Consider the following 24,654-nt stretch of genomic DNA (forward strand, 5'->3'; position numbering starts at 1 on the left):
CTCGCCGGGAGCGCTGACAGCCCGGCGACGACCGGCTGACAGTCCCCGGCGCGGCCGTCCCGGACTGTCAGGGGCATTTCGGCGGGCTGTCAGGTGAGGATCGTGGACCGGGCCTCGTCCCTGGTCATCGCGGCGCCGCGGGCGTACAGGGCGGCGAAGCGCTCCGGGCCGAGCGCGGCCGCGGCGGCGGCGGCCGTCGCGGCCACGTCGTGGTCGCCGGTCACCGCCGTCCCGCGCAGCGCCACCCCCACGCCGAGCAGCAGCGCCGCCCGTTCCGGCGGGTCGTCGAGCAGGGCGGCCCCGGCCAGGCCCTCGACGGCGTCGGCCAGGTCGCTGTCGACCGGCGAGCGCAGCGCGACGGCCACCGCCTCCCGGTGCCGGGCCACGGCCTCGGCCGCCTCGCCCCTGGCCTGGGCCAGCCGGGCCAGCGCCGTGAGCACCTGCGGATCCGTGCTGCCGGCCAGTGGGGAGCCCGGAGCGGTGGCGGCCAGCGCGTCCCGCAGCCGTTCGGCGGCCTCGCCGAGATCCCCCTCGATCCTGGCCAGGTCGCCCAGCCTCACGTGCACGGCCGCCGTCAGCTCGGGCCGCCCCAGCTCGCGGGCCAGCTCACGGGCGCGCAGGCAGTCGGCCCTGGCCGCGGCCAGGTCGCCCGCGCGCAGCCGGGCGTCGGCTCGCCGGCACAGCACGTCCACCAGCTCGTCCAGCGCCCCCAGCTCGTCGAGCAGTTCGAGCGCCTGCGCCCACAGCTCCGTCGCCCGCGCCCACTCGCCGCGCCAGCCCGCGATGACCGCCAGCCAGTCGAGCCCCTGCGCCTTCCCCCAGCGCTCGCCCAGCGCGCCGAACTCCGCCAGCACGATCTCCAGCTCCCGCTCGGCCGCCACCATGCCGCCGTTCAGCAGCATGAGCAGCGCTTCGCCGAGCCGGCCGAGCGCCCGGCTCCACGGGTCGCCGCCCAGCTCGCGCTGCCGCGGCCGTTCCACGTCGCGCTCGGGCGGCCCCGCGGTCATGCCCCACAACGCGGCGGCGAACGGATGCCGTACCGGCCGGTCCGGGTCCGTCGTGATCTCGGCGGCCCGCCTCCAGTGCGGCGACCCGGTGCCGGGGGCGGCGTGCAGGACGGCGAGCACGTACTCGTCGGTCAGGCCCGCCGGCGGCTCGGGGCCGAGCACGTCGAGCAGCCGCCGGGCCGGCTGGACGGCCTGGCCGCGCCGCCCGCTCAGATACCAGTACATGGCCAGGGCGGCGATCAGCCGCAGCGCGGCCGGCGGGTCGTGCTCGACGCTCCAGCGCAGCGCGGCCTGGAGATCGGCGTCGTCGGCCCCCAGGCGGGCCAGCCATTCGAGCTGCTCGGCACGGTAGAGGTGGGGTTCGGCGCGCTGGGCGTGCGCCAGGTGCCAGGCGGCGTGCGCGGCGCGCATCCGCTCCTCCTCGCCCGCCTCGGCCAGCCGCTCGGCGCAGAACAGCCGGACGGTGTCGAGCATGCGGTAGCGGTCGCCGGCGGTCTCCACCAGCGACTTGTCCACCAGATCGGCCAGCAGCACGGCGCTGTCCTCGCCGCACACCCGCTCGACCGCCTCCAGCCGGGCCCCGCCGGAGAACACCGAGAACCGCCTGGCCAGCACCTGCTCCTCGGCGTCCAGCAGGTCCCAGCTCCACTCCACCACCGCGTGCAGCGTCCGGTGCCGGGCGGCGGCCGTGCGGTCGCCGCGCGAGAGCAGCCGGAACCGGCCGTGCTCGGCCAGCCGCGCGGCGATCTCCGCCACGGGGAACGTGCGCACCCGGGCCGCGGCCAGCTCGATGGCCAGCGGCAGGCCGTCCAGCGCCGCGCAGATGCTCAGCGTCGCGTCGAGGTCCAGCTCCAGCCCCGGCCGTACGGCGGCGGCGCGGTCGGCGAACAGCCTGACCGCCGGGTAGGCGAGCGCGTCCCCGGCGGGAGTGCCCGGGGGCGGGGTGCCCAGCGGCGGCAGCGGCACCAGGTGCTCGCCGGTGATGCCCAGCGGCTCCCTGCTGGTGGCCAGGACGCGCACGCCGGGACAGCCGGCCAGGAGGCGGCGGGCCAGCGTGGCGGCCTCGGCGACGACGTGCTCGCAGTTGTCCAGGATGAGCAGCAGGTCCTGCTCGGCGAGGGCGGCGACCAGGCGCTCGGCGGGGTCGGCCAGGCCGGGGACGCCCGGGCTGAGCGCCGACTCGCGCAGCCCGAGCGCGTTCAGCACCAGCAGCGGCACCTGTCCCTCCCCGGCCGCGGGCGACAGGTCGGCGAAGCACGCCTGCCGCTCCTGGTCGCGGGTGGCGGCCTCGACGGCCAGGCGGGTCTTGCCGGTGCCGCCGGGGCCGGTGATCGTGACCAGGCGCGCCCCGCGCAGCGCGGCCAGGCGCGCCAGCTCCTCCTCGCGGCCGACGAACGTGGTGAGCTGCGGCGGCGGCGCGGACCGCGTGGCGTGCGCGCGCCGCTGCTCGCCGCGCAGGATCGCCAGGTGCAGCGCCGCCAGCTCGGGCGAGGGGTCGGCGCCCAGCTCGTCGGCGAGCAGCCGCCGCCCCTCGTCGTAGACGGCCAGCGCCTCGGCCTGCCGTCCGGCCGCGTGCAGGGCGCGCATCAGCAGGGCGCGCGGGCGTTCCCGCAGCGGGTGGGCGGCGACCAGCTCGCGCAGCCCCGCCGCGGGCTCGGCCTCGGGCAGGTGCAGGTCGGCCTCGTACAGGTCCTCCCGGGCCGCGAGGCGCAGCTCCTCCAGCCGGTCGGCCTGCCCGGGCGCGTAGGCGGCCTCGCGCACGTCCGCGAGCGCCGGGCCGCGCCACAAATCCAGGCACTCCCGCAGGACGGCCGCCGCCGCCGCGTGCCGGCCCGCCGCGAGCAGCCGCCGGCCGTCGCGGGCCAGCCGCTCGAAGCGGTGGGCGTCGACGTCCTCGGGCGGGACCGCCAGCCGGTAGCCGGCGCCGTGGAACTCGATCAGGTCGGCGGGCAGGTTGCGGCGCAGCCGGGAGATCTGCGCCTGCACGGCGTTGGCCGCGCCGGCCGGCGGGCTCTCGCCGTACTGGGCGTCGATGAGCCGGTCGACGCCGACCGTCCGGCCCGCCTCCAGCAGCAGCAGGACGAGCAGGGCACGCGGTCGGGGACCGCCCACGGCGATCGGGTCGCCGCCGGCCGATCGCACCTCCAACGGGCCCAGGATGCCGAACTGCACGTGCCCGATTGTCCAGCATCGTGGCTGTTATCCGCACGTGGATGGGTGTGACCAGCGGTAACAGAAATGTCGGTATGCCTACCGATGAACATACGTATTTTCGAGCAGTCAACCAGCGCTTAGCGTCTGGCGGCAACAAGGCGAAACGGTCCGCTTGCTGTATCCGTCACCCTTTATCACCCCCCACATCCCCCTCACGCCCCGCGACCCAGGACACCCCTGACCGCGCGGCGGCCCGCGCACGCCCACAAGACGGCAACGGCCGGAGGGAGCCCGCCGAAAGGAGCACCACAGCGTGAAACCCAAAGCCTTACTCGCGGCGGTCGCCGGCCTGGCCACGGCCGCGACCCTGACGCTTCCCGCGTCACCCGCGAGTGCCGCCCCGCCCGGAGCCACCCCTGCCCAACAAGGCTCCAGCAGCAGCCGAGCGGCGGCAGACCCCGCCTCGCTCGCCGCGGCGGTCGCCGACAGGGCGGTCTCCAGCCAGCTCGACAACCTCAGCAGAGGCCCCGACGAGGCCTACAGCCGCGTCCGGGTCACCCCCGGCGCCGGTGACATGTTCTACGTCGCCTACGAGCGCACCTACAAGGGCCTGCCCGTGATCGGCGGCGACGCCGTCGTGGTCACCGACGCCGCCGGCAACGTGCGCGACACCGTCTCGGCCGCCGGCCCCACCACGCGCGAGGTCGCCACCAAGGCCACCATCTCGGCGGCCAAGGCCACCGCCACCGCCAAGGCCCGCCTGTCCCGCGTGGACGACAGCACCGCCCCCCGCCTGGTCGTGCTCGCCAAGGACGCGACGCCCAGGCCGGCCTGGGAGGTCAAGGTCTCCGGCCTGGCCGACGGCAAGCCCAGCGTGCAGAACGTCTACGTCGACGCCCGCACCGGCGCCGTCGCCGACGCCGTCGACCTGGTCCGCGAAGGCAGCGGCAACGGCTTCTACTACGGCCAGGTCACCATCAACACCAGCGGCTCAGGCAGCTCCTACTCCATGACCGACACCACCCGGCCCGGCATCGCCTGCGGCGGCCAGGGCGGCTCGGCCTACACCGGCACCGACGACGCCTGGGGCAACGGCTCGGGCACCAACCTGGAGACCGCCTGCGTCGACGCCCTGTTCAGCGTCCAGCGCGAGTGGGACATGCTGCGCGACTGGCTGGGCCGCAGCGGCATCGACGGCAGCGGCCGCGGCTTCCCCGCCCGCGTCGGCCTGGCCGACGTCAACGCCTACTGGAACGGCAGCTACACCAACTTCGGCCACAACCAGGCCAACACCCAGCAGGCCACCCCGATCGACGTGGTGGCCCACGAGTTCGGCCACGCCGTCTTCCAGACCACCCCCGGCGGCGCCGGCTCGGGCAACGAGAACGGCGGCATCAACGAGGGCACCGGCGACATCTTCGGCGCGCTGACCGAGGCCTACGCCAACAACCCCAACGACCCGCCGGACTACCTGGTGGGCGAGGAGGTGGACCTGGTCGGCCAGGGCCCGATCCGCAACATGTACAACCCCAGCGCCCTGGGCGACCCCAACTGCTACTCCTCCTCCATCCCCAACACCGAGGTGCACTCGGCGGCCGGGCCGCTCAACCACTGGTTCTACCTGCTGGCCGAGGGCAACAACCCCGGCGGCGGCAAGCCCTCCAGCCCGATCTGCTCCGGCGGCCCGTCCTCGGTGACCGGCGTCAGCATCCAGAAGGCCGGCAAGATCTACATGGGGGCCCTGAACCGCAAGACCTCCTCCTGGCGTTACGCCAACATCCGCTCGGCCTCGGTGGCCGCGGCCATCGAGCTGTACGGCGCCAACAGCGCCGAGTGCAACAGCACCAAGGCCGCCTGGAGCGCCGTCAGCGTCGCCGCCGCCTCCGGCGAGCCCGCCTGCGGCACCGCCGGCCCCGACTTCTCGCTGTCGCTCAACCCGTCCTCCGGCAGCGCCCAGCCCGGCGCCACCACCACGGCCACGGTCAACACCCAGACGACCTCGGGCAGCGCCCAGACCGTCAACCTGACCGCCTCCGGACTGCCCAGCGGCACCACCGCCAGCTTCAACCCGGCCTCGGTGACCTCGGGCAACTCCTCCACGCTGACCCTGTCGGTCGGCGCCTCCACCGCCCAGGGCACCTACCCGATCACCATCACGGGCACCGGCTCCACCACGCACACCGCGACGTACACCCTGACGGTGGGCGGCGGCGGCCCCGGCGGCCAGGACCCGCCTGACGTCAGCGTCGCCAACGTCAAGACGCACCTGGCGCAGCTCCAGAGCATCGCCACCGCGAACGGCGGCAACCGCAGGTCCACCGGCCAGGGCTACCTGCAGTCGGTCTCCTACGTCGAGCAGAAGCTCCAGGCGGCCGGGTACACCGTGACCCGTCAGACCTGCAGCGTCTCCTACTGCACCAGCGGCGCCGGCCCCAACCTGATCGCCGACTGGCCCGGCGGCGACGCCAACCAGGTCATCATGTCCGGCGCCCACCTGGACAGCGTGTCCGCGGGGCCGGGCATCAACGACAACGGCTCCGGCTCGGCCACCCTCCTGGAGGTCGCGCTGACCCTGGCCCAGAAGAACCCCACGCTCACCAAGCACGTGCGGTTCGGCTGGTGGACCGACGAGGAGCAGGGCCTGAACGGCTCCGAGGCCTACGTCGCCTCGCTCAGCTCGACCGACCGGTCGAAGATCAAGGTCTACTACAACTACGACATGGTCGGCTCGCCCAACGGCGGCTACTTCATCAACAACATCACCACCACCGGCGCGTCCTACCTGAAGGAGTTCTACGACAAGCTGAACCTCCAGCCTGAGGAGAACACCGAGGGCGCCAACCGGTCCGACGACGCCTCCTTCCGCAACGCCGGCATCGCCAGCTCGGGCGTGGCGGCGGGCGCGAGCGCCACCAAGACGTCGGCGCAGGCGACCAAGTGGGGCGGCACGGCCAACCGGGCCTACGACTCCTGCTACCACTCCTCCTGCGACACCACCTCCAACATCAACGACACCGTCCTCGACCGGGCGGCGGACGCCGCGGCGTACGCCATCTGGAAGCAGGCGGTCGGCGGCACCACCCAGCCGCGTGACTTCTCGCTCTCCGCCAACCCCGGTTCGGGCACGGTGCAGGCCGGCTCCACCGCCACGACGACGATCGGCTCGACCACCACGAACGGGACCGCCCAGACGGTGAACCTGTCCGCGAGCGGCCTGCCGACCGGCGCCACGGCCTCGTTCAACCCGGCCAGCATCACGTCGGGCGGCTCGTCCAGCCTGTCGATCGCGACCTCGCCCACCACCCCGGCGGGCAGCTACACGATCACCGTGACCGGCACCGGCGAGACGGCGACGCACACCACGTCGTACGCGCTGACCGTCCAGGGCACCTCGGGTGGCCGGACGTTCACCAACGACACCGACTACCAGATCAGGGACTACTCCAACACCCAGAGCTCGATCACGTCCACCGCGACGGGCACCGCGGCCTCCCCGGTCAAGGTGTCCATCACGATCAGCCACACCTGCGCCGAGGACCTCGACATCTGGCTCCGCGGCCCGAGCGGCACCTGGTACGTGGTCGACGCCTACGGCGGCACCACCTGCACGCAGTACGGCACCAGGACCTTCTCGATCCCGGTCAGCCAGCAGGCCGCCGGCACCTGGACGCTCGACATCGAGGACGTCTACGCCGGTGACACCGGCTTCCTGGACTCCTGGAGCATCACGGTCTAACCGTCGGAATCAGGGTTGAGGAGCCCCGGCCGGTCATCCGGCCGGGGCTCCTTCACGTCGTTGCGGGTGCGCACGCCGAGCTTCTGCAGCACCCGCGCGACGTGCGTGTCCACCGTCCGCCGGGACAGGAACAGCACCTCGGCGATCTCCCTGTTCGTCCGGCCCAGCGCGACCAGCCTGGCCACCTCGGCCTCCCGCGGCGACAACACCCCGCTGCGGCCCTTCCTGCCCCGGCGCGGCGCGCTGCCCGGCCCGATCTCGCGCAGCAGGTGGCGGCAGCGGGCGGCGTCGTGGGTCGCGCCCAGGCCGGCGTACCGCTCGCAGGCGTCCGCGATCAGGTCGGCGGCCCGTGCCCGGTCGCCGGTCGCCAGCCGGGCCGCCGCCTCGGACTCGGCCGTCCTGGCCACGGTGTAGGGCCTCGGCATCGCCTCGTACGCGGCCCGCGCCCTGGCGAAGCACCTGGCCGCCTCCTCGTACGCGCCCCGGTCCAGGGCCAGCGCGCCGGCCGCCGCGTCGAGGCCGGCGTGCGCGGAGGGCGCGTCGCGGCCCTCGATGCCCGCCGCGAACTCGGCCACCAGCTCCTCGGCCTGCTCCGCCCGTCCGGCTCTCAGCAGCGCCGTCACGGCCGGGGGCACGAGCTGGTCGCCCCACACCCACATGCCCTTGCGCCGCAGTCTGGCCACCGCCCGCTCGGCCTCGGCCAGCGCCTCGTGCGGGCAGTCGCGGGTCAGGTGCAGCTCGATCAGGCCGCCCGAGGCCACGGCGGCGACCGGCAGGAACCCCGACTCCACGTCATTGACCCCCGCCGCCACCAGGTGTTCGGCGGCCTCCTCCCACTCGCCCCTGGCCAGGGCCAGCATGCCCAGCACGAGCCGGGCGTCCACGGCCAGCAGCGGCGCCTCGGCCGTCATCTCGACCGCCGCGACGGCCCGTTCCCGCAGGCCCTCCCAGCGGCCGGTGAGCAGGGCGAGCCGGATCGAGGACATCTCCACCAGGAACACCGGGTACTGCGCGCCGGTCTCCTCGGAGATGCGCCTGCTCTGGTCGGCGAAGCGCTCGGCCGCCGCGTAGTGGCCGAGCGCGATGGCCGCGTCGAACAGGTTGGCGTAGCCGCGCGCCACCTGCCTGCGCACCGCCGCCGACGGGTCGTTCGCGGGCAGGGCCGCGGCCAGGTCGAAGGCGTCCGGCGAGCCCAGCATCATGGCCAGGCTGATCTTGTTGGCGTGCACGGCGGCGGTCAGCTCCGGATCCTGGTCCTCGACCGTGGCCAGCAGCTTCTCCGCCCGGTTCATCCACTCCTCGTGGACGGCCAGCGGCTCGTCGCCCCAGGCGGGCATCGCCAGCAGCGCCAGTCCGCGCGCGGCCAGGCTCGGCCGGTCGTGCAGGTCGGGCAGGGCGAGCAGGATCTCCTGACGGCCGGCGGCGACCACGCCCGCCTGGTTGGACAGCAGCACGCCCAGGTTGAGCCGGGCCTCGCCGCGTACGTGCCGGGACAGGAAGTCCTCGGCCAGCAGGTGGCGCAGCGAGCGCACCACCCGCCGGTAGGACAGCCCGATCGCGGCCACCCGGCTGAGCCGCAGCGCGAGCGGGCCGCGCGCGTCGTGCGGCAGTTTCGGGTCGGCCAGCATGCCGGCCAGCACCTCGACGGCGAGCGGGATGTCGCCGATGGCGGCGGCGTGGTCGGCCGCCGCGGGGCCGTGCCGCTGCCAGGACTCGAAGTCGCCCGCGCGCCTGGCGTGGTAGGCGAGCTGGACGAGCGGCGGCGGTTCGAGGGCGGACAGCGCGGTCACCGCCCGCTGGTGGGTGAGCCGCCGGTCGGGGCCGGGGATCGCGTCGTAGACGGCCTGCTGGGCGAGGGCGTGGCGGAAGCCGTACTGGCCGTCGTGCTGTTCGAGCAGCACGCCCGCCTTGAGCGCCTGGCTCAGCCCGTCGCCGAGGGGGTGGCCGGAGACGGCGGCGATGAGCTGCTCGTCGGCGGGCAGCCCGAGCACGGCGGCGGCGTGCACGGCGTGCAGCGCGGCCGGTGAGAGCCCGGTGAGCTGCTCGGTCATCGCCTCGCGCAGCAGCAGTGGCACCGCCATGCGCTCCAGGACCTCCGGCTCCTCCTCGCCGCCGAGTAACTGGCCCTCGTCGTCGAGCAAGGAGCGCACCACCTCCTCGATCACGAACGGCACCCCCGCCGTGCGGTCGCGCAGTTTCGTGACGAAGTCGGAGGTCAGCGTGGAACGGCCGAGCAGCGCCCCGGTCAGGCGGCGCACCCCCTCGACGTCGAGCGGCGTCAGCGAGATCACCTCGCTGCGCACCCCCGGCGGACGCCGGTACGCCCGCCCGAACGGCAGCCCCGGCACCGGCAGTCCCTCCCGGCGGAACGTCACCACCAGCGCGAGCCCCGCCGGCGGCTGGTCGGTGAGGAAGCGCAGCAGGTCACGGGTGCCGTCGTCGGCCCAGTGCAGGTCCTCGATCACCAGCACCGCCGGGGCCGCGGCGGCCAGCAGCGCGTGCACCGCGCGGAACAGGCGGTGGCGCTCGGCGCGCGGGTCGTCCAGCGGGGGCGGCGACGGCACCGGCGGCAGGTGCCCGGCCAGCTCCGGCAGGTAGCCGCGCAGGGCGCCGGTGACCGGGTTGAGCGTGCCCGTCTCCGGCAGCGCGCATCCGACGTGCCGCAGCGCGTCGAACACCGGGCCGTACGGGAACGGCTCGCGGATCTGGTGGCAATGGCCGATCAGGACGGTGCGTTCGCCGTCGGGCAACAGGTCGAGCGCGGCCCTGACCAGCCGGGTCTTCCCGATGCCCGCCTCGCCCTGCACGAGGATGACGGCCGGAGGGCCGGTGATGGCGTCGACGAGTGAGCGTAACTGGGCGTCACGCCCGATCAACCCAGGAGAAGCCAGGCTTGTCATCGGGGTCTCCGTAACAGTGCAGGTTTACTCCCCCTGTCGGAATACTGTTATCCATCACGGGTCAGCGCGGGTCAACCCTCTGTTTTCCGGTCAAATGCCGTGCCCTTGGTGGCGCCGGTGATCCCGGCGCCCTCGGCCGCCCCGTCCCGCGCGGGCGTCGCCTCAGGAGGCGACGGGGGTCCTGCCGTCCCCCGCCGGGGCGGGTTCGGCCAGGTCCACGCTGTCGCGGAGCTTGGCCGGCTTGAGGAACAGGGTGGCGATCACGCCGATCACGGCGATGCCCGCCGAGATCAGGAAGATGTGGCCGGTGGCGTCGCCGTACGCGGCCCTGACGATGCCCTTGAACGGCTCCGGCAGCGCCGCGATGTTGAGCGTGCTCCTGCCGCCCGCGGCCGCCTTGGCCGGGTCGATGCCCACCTTGGCCAGCCCTTCGGCGATGCCGGTCGCGACCTGGTTGGCCAGCACCGCGCCGAGCACCGACACGCCCACCGTGCCGCCCAGCGAGCGGAAGAACGTCACGGCCCCGCTGGCCGCGCCCAGCTCGCGCAGCGGCACGGTGTTCTGGATCGCGAGGACCAGGTTCTGCATCGACATGCCGACGCCCGCGCCGACCAGCACCATCGCGCCGGCGATGAGCACGAGCGAGGTCTGGTGGTCCATCGTGGACAGCACCAGGAACCCGGCGGTCAGCACGACCGCCCCGGTGACGATGTACGGCTTGACGTTCCCGCTCCTCGACACCATGCGCCCGGAAATCGCCGAGGACAGCAGCACGCCGAGCATCATCGGGATCGTCAGCAGCCCCGCCTCGGTCGGGCTGTAGCCGCGGCCGATCTGGAAGTACTGGCCGAGGAAGACCGAGCCGCCGAACATCGCCATGCCCACCGCGAGGCTCGCCAGGATGGCCAGCGCCGGGGTACGGCGGCGGATGACGTGCAGCGGCACGACCGGCTCCTTGACCACGGTCTCCACCCAGGTCGCCACCGCCAGGACGGCGACGCCGCCGAGCACCATCGCGGCGGTCTGCCAGGACAGCCAGTCGAAGGAGTTGCCGACGAAGGTCACCCAGATGAGCAGCACGCTCACGCCGACCGCGATCAGCGTGGCGCCGACGTAGTCCACCTTGACGCCCTCGCGGCGCACGTGGGTCACCCGCAGGGTCTTCTGCAGCAGGAGGAAGGCGACCACGGTGAACGGCGCCGCCACGAAGAAGCACCAGCGCCAGCCGAGCCAGGAGGTGTCCGCGATCAGGCCGCCGAGCAGCGGCCCGGCCACGGTCGCGACGGCCATGACGCCGCCGAGGTAGCCGTTGTACTTGCCCCGGTCCTTGGGGCTGATCATCGCCGCGATGATCACCTGGACCAGGACCTGCAGCGCGCCCATGCCGAGGCCCTGGAGGGCGCGGAAGGCGATGAGCTGGGCGGTGTCCTGGGCGAAGCCGCAGGCCACCGAGCTGACCATGAAGATCACGATAGAGATCTGCAACAGCAGCTTCTTGCTGAACAGGTCGGCCAGCTTGCCCCAGATCGGGGTGGAGGCCGTGGACGCCAGCAACGAGGCGGTGATCACCCAGGTGTACTGCGACTGCGTGCCGTTCAGCGCGCCGATGATCTGCGGCAGCGCGACCGACACGATCGTGCCGCTGATCATCGCCACGAACAGGACGAGCAGCAGCCCGCTCAGGGCCTCCATGATCTGCCGATGGCTCATCTGACCCGGCGGCGCGGCCGGGACGGTCGGTGCGCTCATGCGCGGCCTCCTCCTACGTAAAACAATGCCCAATGGGAAAGTTTGCCCGCTGAGCATATATTCCCGGACGGTAGGCTTGGCGCATCATGGACAGCACCGGCGGGCTGCGCGAACGCAAGAAGGCCGAGACGCGGCAGGCCGTGCACGAGGCGGCCATGCGGCTGGTCGGGGAGCACGGCCTCGACGCCGTCACGGTCGAGACCATCGCCGACGCCGCGAACATCTCGCGCCGCACGTTCTCCAACTACTTCGCCGGCAAGGAGGACGCCGTCCTCTACGGCGAGGAGCAGCGCATCCGCGACCTGGTCGAGAAGGTGGGCGCCCAGCCGGCCGGCCGGACCGCCTGGCAGGCGCTCTGCGGGGCGATCGACGACGTGTTCGAGGAGGTGGGCGAGCCGGCGCGGGAGTGGGCCGTGCGCGCCCGTCTGGCCAAGCGGCACCCGTCGCTGCTGGCCCGGCAGCTCGCCAACCACGCGGCGCTGGAGCGCGACCTGGCCCAGGCGATCTCCGGGCGGGAGAGCCCGGTGCGTCCGCAGGTGATGGCGGCCGGGTTCCTCACGGCGTTGCGGCTCGGGTCGCATCTGTGGGTCGAGGAGCGTCAGTCGCGCTCGCTGCGGGAGGTCATGGCCGAGATGCTCGACGAGATGTCCCGCCCGTTCAGCTGACCGCCCGCGTCCCGATGCGGGAACGCGGGCGGGAGTGGGAGCAGGGAACGGGTGGCGGCGTCAGGAGCAGGTGGTGTTCACGGGGGTGGCGGGGTCAGGAACAGGCGGGGTCAGGAACAGGCGGGGTCAGGAGCAGGTGGTGTTCGCAGGGGTGGCGGCCGTGCCGTTGGCGGTGAAGCCGATCGCCACCGACGCCCCCGGCGCCAGGTTCCGCGCCCAGTCGGGCCCCTTGGCGGTCCACGTGGCGCCCGAGACCGTCACCACCGCGTTCCATGCGTTGTTCAGGGTGACGCCCGAGGGCAGGGTCCAGCTCGCGGTCCAGGCGTTGATCGGCGACGTCCCGGTGTTCTTCACCGTCACCTCGCCCTGGAAGCCACCCTGCCAGGCGTTGGTCTGCTTGTAGCCGACCGTGCACTGCCCCGGCGGGTTCGCCGTCGGCGACGTCGTGGGGTCGCCCCCGCCCCCGGCCGGCGGGATCAGGTACGGCTGCAGGATGTCCTGCTTGGCCTGGTTGATCGTGGTCCAGTCGTCATTGGCGATGCCGCCGGTGTCGCCCGAGTTCGGGTTCCACGACCAGTACGTGAACGACATGCCGTTCACCCCGGTGCCGGTGTACTTCATGAGCTCCTGGAGCCAGACCTTGTCGACGTTCGAGGCCAGCGTGGTGCCGAACTCGCCCATCATGATCGGCGCGATGTTCTGCCTGTACAGGTAGCCCCAGTACTTGTCCCAGATGGCGGGCATGTTGGCGGGGTAGTCGGGGGCGTCGAACCAGGTCTGGTGGTAGACCGAGGTGGCGTACTCGTGCGGTGAGTAGACCAGGCGGTTCGCGACGTTGAGCCGTACCGGGTACTGGCCGGCCTTCGACAGGTTGCCGCCCCACCAGCCGCAGTCCTCGTCATTGCCGGGATCGTTGTCCCAGACGTTCGACAGGCCGCCGCTCGGGCAGCTCACGCCCTCGACGAAGATCAACCAGTCGGGGTTCACGCCCAGGACGGCATTGCCCGCCCGTTCGGCCGCCAGACGCCAGTCGCGGGCCTGGTCGCCGCAGCCCCAGCAGGCGCCGGTCGCGTTGGGGTTGGTGCCCTCGGCGTGCGGCTCGTTGTGCAGGTCGGCGCCGATGACCGTGGGGTTGTTCGCGTAGTGCTGGGCCAGGGCCTTCCAGTCGTTGATCCAGGTGCTCTCGGGGGTGGCGCTGACGTACCAGAGCGGGGACTGGCCGGCCGCGGTCGGGCGGTGGCGGTCGAGGATGATCCGCATGCCCTTGACGCCCGCGTAGTCCACGACCTTGTCGAGGATCTGCATGGGGGACAGGCCGACCAGGTCGGGGTTGACGTAGTCGTTGATCCCGGTGGCGGTGGCCCCGGGCTTGAGCGCGTCGTTGGAGTACGGCACCCGCAGCGTGTTGTAGCCCAGCGAGGCCATCTTGTCGATCTGGCTCTTCCAGGGGTTGCTCGACCACAGGCCGTGGAAGGTCTTGTTGTCGGTCTCCATGCCGAACCAGTTGATCCCGGTCAGCCGGACGGTCGCCCCGGTGCTGTCGAGGATCTTGTTGCCGCTGGTGTGCAGGTAGCCGGTCCCTGTTCCGGTCGCCGCGCCCGCCGGGGTGGTGGTCAGCGCGACGGCGACAGCCGCTCCGGCCACCACCGTGGCCAGGGCGGTCAGTGCCGCCTTCGAGGTCTGCATGGGGTGCCCTTTCCGCGAGGGGGAACGCGGCGTCATGCTCGGCCGCCGCGTTCGGGCACGTCAATGCGAGGACGCCGGTCAGCCCGTCTGACCTGCGGGAACGCCTGAAACTTTCATGCCGTGGTAGTGCCAGGTGGAGTACGGGTCCTCGCGGCCGCGCCAATGTGCCCGGACGCGTCCGTCACTTGGATGGCAGGCATGACGATCACGCGCATGACGATCCCCGGGCGCTGGGTGGAGGGCGCCGGGCTGGTGCTCGGACCGGTGCTGCTGCTGGCCGGAGTCCTCGTCCGCCTCGGCGCCGACGACTTCTTCCCCGGCCAGCTCGCCGCCTACGCCGCCGACCCGGGCCGCATGGCCCTGTCCTACAGCCTGTACGCCGCGGGCGCCGTGCTGCTGTGGCCGGCGGTGACCGCGCTCGGCCGGATGATCGCCGTCACCCATCCGGCTCTGGCCAGGTGGGGCGTGACGCTGGCGGTGCTGGGGCTGTTCGGCAGGGTGTTCCACGCCGGGGTGAGCCATCTGGCGTTCCAGCTGGTGGACGCGCTCGGCCCGGAGGCGGCCGAGCGGGTCGTCGCCGGCACGTACGGGGCCTTCCACGTGTTCAAGGCGGTCAACGTCTGCATCATGGGCGGCTGGGTCGTGCTGGCCGTGGGCGCCTTCCGCGCCGGGGCCTTCGGGGCCGGGCCGGCCGGCGTGGTCAGGTGCGTCGCGCTGGCGCTGGCGGCCGGGCTGCCGCTCGGCGTGCTCAAGGGCAGCAGCGACCCGATCGCGCTGGCCGCGCTGGCCGGGCTCGTCGTCGCGCTGGCGCCCATGGGCGTCGCGGTGCTCCGGACGGGCCCCGCGCCCCGCTGGTGGGCGCTCGTGCTCACGGTCGCGCTGGTCCCGGCGGCCTTCCTCGTGGGGATGACGGGCTGACTCCTCTATAGTTGACATCAACTAGCCGACGATGGATAGTTGATATCAACTAAAGGGGACTCCGATGGAGAAGCGCCGCAAGGTGGCCAACCCGCTCGCGCTGGCGGTGCTGGCGTTCCTGCTGGTCGAGCCCATGCACCCGTACGAGCTGGGCCGCCGTCTGCAGGAGACCGACAAGGACAAGAGCTTCAAGTACAACCGCGGCTCGCTCTACATGGTCGTCAAGCAGCTCGCCAAGGCGGGGTTCATCGTCGAGCGGGAGACCGTCCGCGACACCGAGCGGCCCGAGCGCACGCTCTACGAGCTCACCGGCGAGGGCCGCGCGGAGCTCTACGACTGGCTGCGCGAGCTGGTCTCGACGCCGCAGGAGGACTATCCGCACTTCGGCGTCGCGTTGTCGCTGATCAGCGTGCTCGACCCGGCCGAGGCCGTCGGGCTGCTGGAGCGGCGCGCGGCGGCGATGACCGCCCAGCGGGCCGAGCTCGCCCGGACCGCCGACGCCGCCCGCGCGGACGGCGTGGCCTGGGTGTTCCTCGTGGAGGACGACTACCGCCTCGCGGTGCTCGACGCCGAGCTGGCCTTCGTCGCCCGCCTCATCGAGTCCCTCAGCGCACCTGACTACGCCAGGACCTGGCACGAGATGTTCGGGAGTCGGCAATGACAGCAGTGAGCACGGCATTGGTGATCGGCGGGGGCATCGCCGGCCCCGTCACCGCGATGGCGCTGCGCCGCGCGGGGATCGAGGCGACCCTGTACGAGGCGTACGACCGGGGAGCGGAAGGCGTCGGCGGCACGCTCACGATCGCCCCGAACGGGCTAGCGGCGCTGCGGGCCGTCGGCGCGGAGGAGGCCGTCCGGGCGGTCGGCCAGCCGGTGGCGCACACGGTCGTCCGCGACGGCGCGGGCCGGCGCATGGGCGAGCTGGCCGGCCTGCCCGACCTGCCGCCCAGCCAGGCGATGTGGCGCTCGCAGCTCTACGGCGCGGTCCGCGACCGGGCCCTGGCCGCCGGCATCCGCACGGAGTACGGCCGCCGCCTGGTCGGCGTCGAGGAGCACCCCGGCGGCGTCACCGCGCGCTTCGCCGACGGCGGCAGCGCGAGCGCCGACATCCTGGTCGGGGCCGACGGCATCCGTTCCGTGGTCCGGTCCCTGATCGACCCGGCCGCCCCGGGGCCGCGCCACGTGCCCCTGCTGAACTTCGGCGGCCTGGCCGACGTCGCCGTGCCGGCCGGGGAGCAGGCGTCCTGCTTCGTGTTCGGGCGGCGGGCGTTCCTCGGCTACTGGGTGCAGCCCGACGGGCGCACGGCCTGGTTCTGCAACGTGCCGCACGCCGAGCCGACGACGTCCGCGCAGGCGCGCCGGGTGCCGGCCGGGGAGTGGCTGCGCCGCCTGGGCGAGCTCTTCGCGGGTGAGGAGCCGGGGCAGGAGCTGGTGCGGCACACGTCCCCCGAGAACCTGGTGGCGCTCGGCACGGTGGAGATCATGCCGAGCGTCCCGCACTGGCACCGCGGCAGGATGGTGCTGGTGGGCGACTCGGTGCACGCGCCCTCGCCCAGCTCGGGGCAGGGGGCGTCGCTGGCCGCCGAGAGCGCCGTCCAGCTCGCCCGCTGCCTGCGCGACCTGCCCGCCGTGCCCGCCGCGTTCGACGCCTACGTACGGCTGCGCCGCGACCGCGTCGAGCGGGTCGCCGCCCGCGCCTCCCGGACGAACAGCAGCAAGACCCTCGGGCCCTTCGCCGTCACGATGATGCGGCTGATGATGCCGCTGGCCACCCGGACGTTCCTGGCCCCCGAACGCGCCCTCGGCCCCGAGCAGCGCCACCACCTCGACTGGGACGAGCCGGTGACCGCCTAAGCGGTCAGCAGCTTGACGATCGCCACCACCCCGATGCAGACGACCGCACCGCGCAACACCGGCGCGGGCAGCCTGCGTCCCACCCGCGCCCCCAGGAACCCGCCGACCGTCGAGCCCAGCGCCACCAGCAGCACGGCCCACCAGTCGACGTCGGCCACCAGCGTGTACAGGACGGCGGCCGTGGCGTTGACCACGAGCGACAACACGTTCTTGGCGGCGTTGACGCGCTGCAGCTCCTCGTCGAGGAAGATGCCGAGCAGCCCGATGAGCAGCACGCCCTGCGCCGCGCCGAAGTAGCCGCCGTACGCCCCGGCGGCCAGCACGCCCAGCCACAACCAGGGCCCGCCGTGCGCCTGCCGCGGACGGCTGGCCAGCAGCCGGCTGATCCTGGGCTGGGCCAGGACCAGCACGCAGGACAACCCGATCAGCACCGTCACGACCGCCGTGAACGTGCGCTCCGGCAGGTTGAGCAGCAGCAGCCCGCCGATCAGCGAGCCCAGCGCGGAGGCCGAGGCCAGCCGGAGCAGGCGGCCGCGCTGACCCTTGAGCTCGGCGCGGTAGCCGAGGACGCCGGTCACGCCGCCGGGCACCAGGCCGATGTTGTTCGAGACGTTGGCGGTGACCGGCGGCAGGCCGACGGCCAGCAACGTCGGGAACGTGATCAGCGACCCGGAACCGACGACGGCGTTGATGCCTCCCGCTCCGACGCCCGCCGCGAAGACCGCGGCCATCTCCCAAGGTGTCATGGCGGGTGACTCTAGTGCGTGGCCCTGGTGCGCTCGCTGGTCAGGTGGGGGTCAGCGGGTGAGGGTGCCCGCCCGGACCAGCCAGTCGACCGCCTCCGCGACCGCCTCCAGCGAGGTGTGCCGGGGGCGGTGGCCGAGCAGCCGTCCGGCCTTCTCCATGCTGCAGTGGGGGCTGTGCGCGATGTGGTCGTAGGTGACGCGGGCGTGGTGCTCCGGCACGGTCTCCCGCCACTGCTCCCACGGCAGGTACGACAGCCGCGCCTCCCGGCCGGACCAGCCCGCCACCGCCTCGGCGTAGCCGCGCAGCGTCAGCGCGGTCACGGCCACCGAGTGGAAGCTCTCGCCCCTGGCGGCGGCCGGGTTGTTCATGGCGTCCACGAACAGCCGGGCGACGTCGTCGGCGTGGACGTGCTGCACGGTCTCCATGCCCAAGTTGGGCAGCCGCACCTCCGCACCGTCGGCCAGCGCCTGGAACACGGCCGGGTCGAGGTTGCCGGCCGGGTTGACCGGGATCCATCCCGGGCCGGTGATGTGCCCGGGATGGACGATCGTGGCCGGGAACCCCTCCCGCGCGGCCAGGTCGAGCAGGTACGCCTCGATCGCGGCCTTCTGCCGGCCGTACTCGCCGATGGGGCGTTTCGGGCGGTCTTCTGTCGTCGGGACGCGGGTGCTCGGGCCGTGCACCCAGATCGTGCCGCAGTGCAGGAACTGCCGGACCCGGCCGGCCAGCGCCCCGGCCAGGTGGCGGGCGCTCGCCTCGGTGAAGCAGATGAGGTCGATGACCACGTCGGCCTCCAGCTCGGCGATCCGCCGCCCGAACGTGCCCGCGGCCTCCTCGGCCTCCCGGTCGGCGACCACGGTGGCGACCCGCTCCCACGCGCCGTGCGGCGTGTACGGCTCCCGCTTGCCCCGGCTCACCGCGACCACGTCGTGGCCCGCGTCCACCAGGCGCGGGACCAGATAGGTGCCGATGTGCCCACTCGCCCCGATCACCACTACGCGCATGCACCCACCCTAGACCGGCTCGAACCGGACCCCCGATCGCCGGGCCCGGGGGCGATCAGGCGCGTCGCCCGATCGCCAGGTCCAGGCAGCGGATCAGGCAGGCCGCCCGATCGCCAGGTCCAGGGGGCGGATCAGGCAGAGCGCCCGATCGCCAGGTCCAGCGCGTGGGCCGCGTCCTGGCCCGGCGTCGGGCGCCAGGCCACGTGCTGGTCGGGGCGGACCAGGGCCAGTGCGCCGGCCGCGTCCGGCAGGTCCACCTCCCGCAGCGGCACGCCCAGCTCGGCCGCCCGCTCCACCAGCACCTTGGCCTCCGGCGACGACAGGTCGCCCACCAGGCTGAACCCGGGCCCGAGCCGGTCGTAGAGCGACTCGCCCGGAGCGAGCCACCGGTGCGGCAGCCGCTCGCCGCACCCGCCGGCCACCACCGGCGACCCCGCGTACGTGTACCCCAGCACCAGGTCCAGGCTGTGGAACTCGCTGTCCTTGGTCCGCCGCACCGCCTCCGCGACGGCCGGGCGCACCCGCTCGAAGTCGGCGTCCGAACCCATCAGCGCGGGATCGGCCAGTTCGGGCGCGAGCGTGGCCATGTTGGCGGCGGCGGCCTCGATCGTGGCCGCCGCGACCGGCCGGCGTTCGGCCTCGTAGCTGTTCAGCAGGGTCGTGGGGGCCCATCCGTTCAGGACGGCGGCCAGCTTCCAGCCGAGGTTGACCGCGTCCCCGAGGCCGGTGTTGAAGCCGTGGCCGCCGTAGGGCGGGTTCTGGTGCGCGGCGTCGCCCGCCAGGAACACCCGCTCGCCGGCGTACCGGTCGGCCAGCAGCATGCGCGCGGTCCACGGGTCGGTGGCCAGGATCTCGACCTCGACGTCGGCCCCGACCAGGTTGCGGACCAGGCGGACCGGGTCGGTCCCCTCCGCCGGGACGCCCTGGGCGATGCACCACCACAGGTCCTCCAGGTCGAGCCGGCCGAGCATGCCGGGCTGGGCCGGGTTCAGCACCCAGTAGTGCACGGCGGGGCCGTGGGGCACCCGTTCGGCCAGGCCGGGCGCGCGGAAGACGACGTTGAAGTTGGGCCTGGCGTCCTGGCGGCCCTCGTAGCGGGCGCCGATGGCCGGGCGCGTCACGCTGCGGGCGCCGTCGCAGCCGACGACGTAGGCGGCGCGCACCTGGCGGGTGCCGCCGTCCGCGGCGGCCAGGTCGGCGGTGACGCCGTCGGCGTCCTCGCGCAGGCCGGTCACCCGCCAGCCGGCGAGCAGCGCGTCACCGGCGGCCTCGCGCAGCACCTCCTCGACGATCGGCTGCGGCACCTGCTGGCCCGGCTCGGCGGCCAGGTCGGAGCCGGTCAGGTCGAGGCCGAAGCAGCCGCCGATCCTGGTGATCTCGCGGCCGAGCAGGCCGGTCGTGAAGACCGCCTCGTCCGACCAGGAGACCGCGAGCGGCGCGCGGGCGCGCACCGTCTCGGCCAGCCCCCACCTGCGCAGCAGCTCCATCGACCGGGCCGACGTGGTCTTGGCGCGCGGACGCAGCCACGACACGCTCTCGCGCGGCTCGACGACCATGCTGCGCACGCCGTGATGGGCCAGCTCCACGGCCGTCGCCAGCCCGACGGGCCCGCCTCCGGCGATCAGTACCGGTATGTCGGTCTGGCGCACGCTTGCTCCCATTCGTCATGGTGATCATCGGCATACTCCAAGCGCCGCGCGTCCCACGTCAAGCTCGGGCCGAAACCCTGGCCGGATCACCGATCGGAAACGATCTAGAGGACGGCCGCCGGACTTGTTACGGTCGTTCCATGACTGAGTCCTCGGCGGTGCCGCTGCACATGCGGCGGGTGGAGTTCGATCCGGCCCCCGAGCTGGGCGAGGTGCGCGACCAGGAACGGATCAAGCGCATCGACACCCTCCTCGGCCTGGAGGCATGGGTGGTGACCCGGTACGCCGACGTCCGCGAGGTCCTGGGCGACGCCGACCGGTTCAGGCTCGCCAGGCAGGGCTCAGCCCGCATGCCCGGAGCGCCCGAGCTGACCGAGGAACAGCTCGCCGAGCTGCGCGCGGGCAACCTGCTGGGCCAGGACCCGCCCGAGCACACCCGGCTGCGCAGGATGCTGACGCCCGAGTTCACGATCCGCCGGATGAAGCGGCTGGAGCCCCGCATCAGGGACATCGTGCGCGAGCACCTCGACGCCATGGAGGCCGCGGGCTCCCCGGCCGACCTGGTGTCGTCGTTCGCGCTGCCGATCCCGTCGCTGGTGATCTGCGAGCTGCTGGGCGTGCCGTACGAGGACCGCGCCGACTTCCAGCGGCGGTCCGGCCGCATGCTGGACCTGTCGCTGCCGGTCGAGCAGCGGGTGGCGGCCAGCTTCGAGTCGCGGGCGTACATGCGCGAACTGGTCACCCGCATGCGCACGGACCCGGGCGAGGACCTGCTCGGCATGCTCATCCGCGAGCACGGCGACGACCTGACCACCAGCGAGCTCGTCGGCATCGGCAACCTGCTGCTGCTCGCCGGGCACGAGACCACCTCCAACATGCTCTCGCTCGGCACGCTCGCCCTGCTGCGCAACCCCGGACAGCTCGAACTCCTGCGCAAGGAGCCCGAGCGCATCGACGCGACGGTCGAGGAGCTGCTGCGCTGGCTCAGCATCGTCCACTCCGGGACGATCAAGATCACGTCCAGGGAGGTCGAGCTGGCCGGGCGGACCATCGGCGCGGGCGAGATGATCCTGTGCTCGCTGCCCGCCGCCAACCGCGACCCCGGCTTCATCGCCGACCCCGACACCCTCGACATCACCCGCGGCGCCCCCGGCCACGTCGCCTTCGGCCACGGCGTCCACCACTGCCTGGGCGCGCCGCTCGCCCGCATGGAGATGAAGATCGCCTTCCCCGCGCTCTTCGAACGTTTCCCCGGCCTGCGCCCGACCGATTCCACGCCGGAGTTCCGCTCCTTCAACGTCGTCTACGGCCTGACCGAGCTGGAGGTCGCCTGGTAGCGGCGCGCACGCGGATTTTGTCGGCGGCGGCGGATAACGTGCGGGTGTCATGCCAACCGAAGCCAGGCCACACGAGCTGATCGGCAGGGACCACCCCGCCGCGCTGCTGCGCGCCGAGGTCGCACGGGTGGTCGACAGCCACGGCGGCCTGGTCCTCGTCACCGGCGAGGCCGGCATCGGCAAGACCACGCTCGTCACCAGCGCCGCCGCCGAGGCCAGGCGCAGGGGCGCGCTCGTGGTCGGCGGCGCCTGCTGGGATTCCGGCAGCGCCCCCGGCTACTGGCCCTGGGTCCAGGTCATCCGCGCCCTGCGCCGCTCGGCCGCCCCCCACGAGTGGGCCGAGGCCGAGCAGTCGGCCGGCGGCAGTCTGGCCGCCCTGCTCGGCGAGGCGGCGGCGCTCGCCCAGCCACACCTGGAGGTCACCGCCGCCGACGCCGATCCCGCCTCGGCGTTCCAGATCTACGACGCGGTCACCACCGCCCTGGTGTCGCTCTCGCAGCACCACCCGCTCATGATCGTCATCGACGACCTCCACGCGGCCGACCCGGCCTCGCTGCGGCTCCTTGAGTTCGCGGCCCGCCAGACCTGGTTCGAGCGCCTGCTCCTCGTCGGCACCTACCGCGACGCCGAGGTCGAGCCGGTCGACCACCCGCTGCGCGACCTGCTGTCGCCGCTCGTCGCCAAGGCCACCACCATCACGCTCACCGGCCTCGACCAGGCCGGGGTGGGCGCCCTCATGGCCCGCACCGCCGGGCTCGACCCGCCCGCCGACCTGGTCGCCGAGGTTCATGTGCGCACGGGCGGAAACCCGTTCTTCGTCGAGCAGACGGCCCGTTTGTGGCGCAGCGGCGGCTCGGCCACGGCCGTGGCGCCCGGCGTCCGCGACGCGCTGCTGCGCCGGCTGTCCCTGCTGCCGCGTCCGGTGTCGGAGCTGCTGCCCGCCGCGGCCGTGCTCGGGCGCGAGTTCCACCGCCAGGTGCTGGCCGCCACCGTGGCCGCCCCCGTCGCGCACGTCGACCGTCTCCTCGACACCGCTGTGATCGCCAGGCTGGTGGTGACCAAGGGCGGCGGCCGGTTCGCCTTCGCCCACGACCTCGTCCGCGAGACCCTCTACGACGCCGTCCCCGACGTGCGCGACCTGCACGCCGCCGTGGTGCGCGCCCTCGACGGCGCCCCCGACCTGGCCCGCCGCATGCTGCCGAGCGACCTGGCCCGGCACGCCTACCTCGCCGGCGACCGCGTCGACCCCGAGCGCGCGATCGACCTGCTCCAGGCCGCCGCCCGCGCCGCCCGCAGCCGGCTCGCCGGCGAGGAGGAGCTCGGCCACCTGCGCCGCGCCCACGAGCTGAGCGCCGCCGCCGCACCCCGCCGGCGCGTGCTGATCTGCCTCGACCTCGGCCGCGAGCTGCACCACCGCGGCGAGCGCGACGCGGGCCGCCGGCTGTTCGAGGAGGCCGGCGCCGTCGCCGCCGAACTCGGCGACCCCGAGCTGACCGCCCGCGTCGCGCTGGTCTTCCGCTCCCACTACGGCCACGACGACTCCCTCGACCGGCTGCGCCGGGCCCACGCCGCGCTCGTCGGCGAGCCGGCCCCCGACGACCGCCTGGCCCTCGACCTGGTCTTCCACCTCACCGCCCAGGCCCGCCAGGGCGGCGACGACGACGTCCTGGCCTTCAGCCTCTGGGCCCACCACGACATCATCTGGGGCCCCGGCACGGCGGGCGAGCGGGTGGCCCTGACCGGCGAGCTGCTCGACATCGCCCGGCGCACCTCCGACCGCGAGCTCGAACACTTCGCCGGCGCCCTGCGCTGGGTGGCCATGATCGAGGAGGGCGACCCCCGCTACCTCGACCGGTTCCACGACTACGCGGCCAAGGGCCGCAGCACCGACGACGCCCACCTCAACCTCACCACGTCCGTCGACGCCAGCATCGTGGCCGCGCTCGCCGGCCGCTTCGCCGAGGCCGAGTCGCTGATGACGGGGCTGTCCCTCGACGGCAAGGACCACGACTTCGACGTCATGCTCGACCACCACCGCTGGGCGATCCGCTGGCTCCAGGGCAGGGTGGAGGAGCAGGAAGACGTCCTGCGCAGGCTCAGAGCCGGCCGCCACCCCGACCGCGGCCTGCTGGAGGCGCTGACCGCCCTGCAGGCCGGCGACGTCGGCACCGCGCTGCGCCACCACGCGGCCGGCGCGCGGGTGGGGCGCATGGCCGAGCCGCTGTGGCTGCGTTTCCAGGCGGAGCTGGCCGCCGCCACCCACGACCGCGAGCTCGCCGCCGGGGCGCGGGCCGCGCTGCTGCCGCACCGGGGGCGGTGGGCGGTGTCCTACTACGGCTGGGACATCAGCGGTCCCTACGACCTGTGGATCGCCGTGCTCGACCTGGCCGAGGGGCGGTGGGCGGAGGCGGCCGAGGGGTTCGCGCGGGCGTACCGGTCGGCCGACCGGATGCGGGCCCGCCCGTGGTCGGTCCTGGCCCGTGCCCGCCTGGCCGAGGCCCTCCTGGCCGGCGGCGACACCGCCGGGGCCCGTCCCGTGCTGGCGGAGGTCCGCCGCGAGGCGGCCGAGCTCGGCATGCACCACGTCCTCGACACCCTCCCGCCGCAGGCGAGCGCCGCCGCCGAGCCCGCGCCCCCGCAGGCCCCCGCACGCGACGAGGGCCCCGAGCCGGCCACGGGCCACTTCCGCAAGGACGGCGAGGTCTGGGCCCTCCGCTTCGCCGGGCGGCTGGCCCACATGCCCGACGCCAAGGGCCTGCGCGACCTGCATCACCTGCTCGGACACCCCGGCGCCGACATCCCCGCCGTGGCCCTGCTCGCCCCGGAGGGCGGCGACGTCGTGCTGGCCGCCCGCGCGATGGGCGGCGACGCCGTGCTCGACGAGGAGGCCAAGGCCGACTACCGCCGCCGCCTGTCCGTCCTCGACGACGAGATCGACCGGGCCGCCGGCCGCGGCGACGACGACCGGGCGGCCGAGTACGACCGCGAAAGGGCTGCCCTGCTGGAGGAGCTCCGCACGGCCGCCGGGCTGGGCGGCCGCTCCCGCCGTCTGGGCGACGAAGCCGAACGGGCCCGCAAGACGGTGACCGCCAGAATCCGCGACACCCTCCGCAAACTCACCCAGACCCACCCCGAACTCGCCACCCACCTCCGCGCCACCATCTCCACCGGCGCCACCTGCCGCTACCAGCCCACCACCCCCATCACCTGGCACCTCTGATCGGACGGTGTGGCCGTCTATCGCAGGA

Annotated in this window: 14 protein-coding genes; 7 read left to right on the top strand and 7 right to left on the bottom strand. The window is 73.7% G+C overall.

Going from position 1 to position 24,654, the window contains the following annotated elements; genetic code table 11:
- Positions 1–89: 89 nt before the first annotated feature.
- Positions 90–3,179, bottom strand: a complete 3,090-nt coding sequence (locus ACIBK9_RS06490; RefSeq protein WP_397155660.1) for a BTAD domain-containing putative transcriptional regulator — start codon at positions 3,177–3,179, stop codon at positions 90–92.
- A 295-nt stretch (positions 3,180–3,474) separates the two neighbouring features.
- Here ACIBK9_RS06490 and ACIBK9_RS06495 point away from each other — a divergent pair, with 295 nt between their 5' ends.
- Positions 3,475–6,897, top strand: a complete 3,423-nt coding sequence (locus tag ACIBK9_RS06495) for a M28 family peptidase (protein ID WP_397155662.1) — start codon at positions 3,475–3,477, stop codon at positions 6,895–6,897.
- Here ACIBK9_RS06495 and ACIBK9_RS06500 read toward each other — a convergent pair.
- Entirely contained in the window at positions 6,894–9,797 is a 2,904-nt protein-coding gene (locus ACIBK9_RS06500; protein ID WP_397155664.1) for an ATP-binding protein, read from the bottom strand. The genes ACIBK9_RS06495 and ACIBK9_RS06500 overlap by 4 nt on opposite strands.
- Before the next feature lie 162 nt (positions 9,798–9,959).
- Entirely contained in the window at positions 9,960–11,489 is a 1,530-nt protein-coding gene (locus ACIBK9_RS06505) for an MDR family MFS transporter (protein ID WP_397155906.1), read from the bottom strand.
- Between the two features lie 143 nt (positions 11,490–11,632).
- Here ACIBK9_RS06505 and ACIBK9_RS06510 point away from each other — a divergent pair, with 143 nt between their 5' ends.
- Positions 11,633–12,211, top strand: coding sequence for a TetR/AcrR family transcriptional regulator (locus ACIBK9_RS06510; RefSeq protein ID WP_387681751.1), 579 nt, complete (start codon positions 11,633–11,635; stop codon positions 12,209–12,211).
- Between the two features lie 126 nt (positions 12,212–12,337).
- Here the strand turns inward: ACIBK9_RS06510 and ACIBK9_RS06515 are convergent, their stop codons facing one another.
- Positions 12,338–13,897: a cellulase family glycosylhydrolase gene (locus ACIBK9_RS06515; protein ID WP_397155666.1), complete on the bottom strand. Its 1,560-nt coding sequence runs from the start codon at positions 13,895–13,897 to the stop codon at positions 12,338–12,340.
- A gap of 198 nt (positions 13,898–14,095) precedes the next feature.
- Between ACIBK9_RS06515 and ACIBK9_RS06520 the strand changes: the two genes are divergently transcribed.
- From ACIBK9_RS06520 to ACIBK9_RS06530, 3 genes are all read left to right on the top strand, one after another.
- The gene (locus ACIBK9_RS06520) at positions 14,096–14,815 is read left to right on the top strand and encodes a hypothetical protein (RefSeq protein WP_397155668.1); all 720 of its coding nucleotides are present in this window, start codon (positions 14,096–14,098) and stop codon (positions 14,813–14,815) included.
- A gap of 64 nt (positions 14,816–14,879) precedes the next feature.
- Positions 14,880–15,476, top strand: a complete 597-nt coding sequence (locus ACIBK9_RS06525; protein WP_397155670.1) for a PadR family transcriptional regulator — start codon at positions 14,880–14,882, stop codon at positions 15,474–15,476.
- Entirely contained in the window at positions 15,473–16,669 is a 1,197-nt protein-coding gene (locus tag ACIBK9_RS06530) for an FAD-dependent monooxygenase (protein ID WP_397155672.1), read from the top strand. Before ACIBK9_RS06525 ends, ACIBK9_RS06530 begins: the two co-directional genes overlap by 4 nt.
- On the opposite strand, the gene ACIBK9_RS06535 is transcribed toward ACIBK9_RS06530, so the two are convergent.
- From ACIBK9_RS06535 to ACIBK9_RS06545, 3 genes are all read right to left on the bottom strand, one after another.
- Positions 16,666–17,415, bottom strand: coding sequence for a sulfite exporter TauE/SafE family protein (locus ACIBK9_RS06535; protein WP_352360786.1), 750 nt, complete (start codon positions 17,413–17,415; stop codon positions 16,666–16,668). The genes ACIBK9_RS06530 and ACIBK9_RS06535 overlap by 4 nt on opposite strands.
- A 51-nt stretch (positions 17,416–17,466) precedes the next feature.
- On the bottom strand, positions 17,467–18,420 hold the full coding sequence (locus ACIBK9_RS06540; protein ID WP_397155674.1) for an NAD-dependent epimerase/dehydratase family protein: 954 nt from the start codon (positions 18,418–18,420) through the stop codon (positions 17,467–17,469).
- 131 nt (positions 18,421–18,551) lie between these two features.
- Positions 18,552–20,069, bottom strand: a complete 1,518-nt coding sequence (locus tag ACIBK9_RS06545; RefSeq protein ID WP_397155676.1) for an FAD-dependent monooxygenase — start codon at positions 20,067–20,069, stop codon at positions 18,552–18,554.
- Between the two features lie 140 nt (positions 20,070–20,209).
- On the opposite strand from ACIBK9_RS06545, the gene ACIBK9_RS06550 reads away from it, so the two are divergent.
- Complete coding sequence (locus ACIBK9_RS06550) at positions 20,210–21,406, top strand: cytochrome P450 (protein ID WP_397155678.1); 1,197 nt, start codon at positions 20,210–20,212, stop codon at positions 21,404–21,406.
- A gap of 49 nt (positions 21,407–21,455) precedes the next feature.
- Entirely contained in the window at positions 21,456–24,626 is a 3,171-nt protein-coding gene (locus ACIBK9_RS06555; protein WP_397155680.1) for an ATP-binding protein, read from the top strand.
- Positions 24,627–24,654 lie beyond the last annotated feature (28 nt).

Source organism: Nonomuraea sp. NPDC050227 (genome assembly GCF_044459705.1).
Classification (GTDB): Bacteria; Actinomycetota; Actinomycetes; order Streptosporangiales; family Streptosporangiaceae; genus Nonomuraea.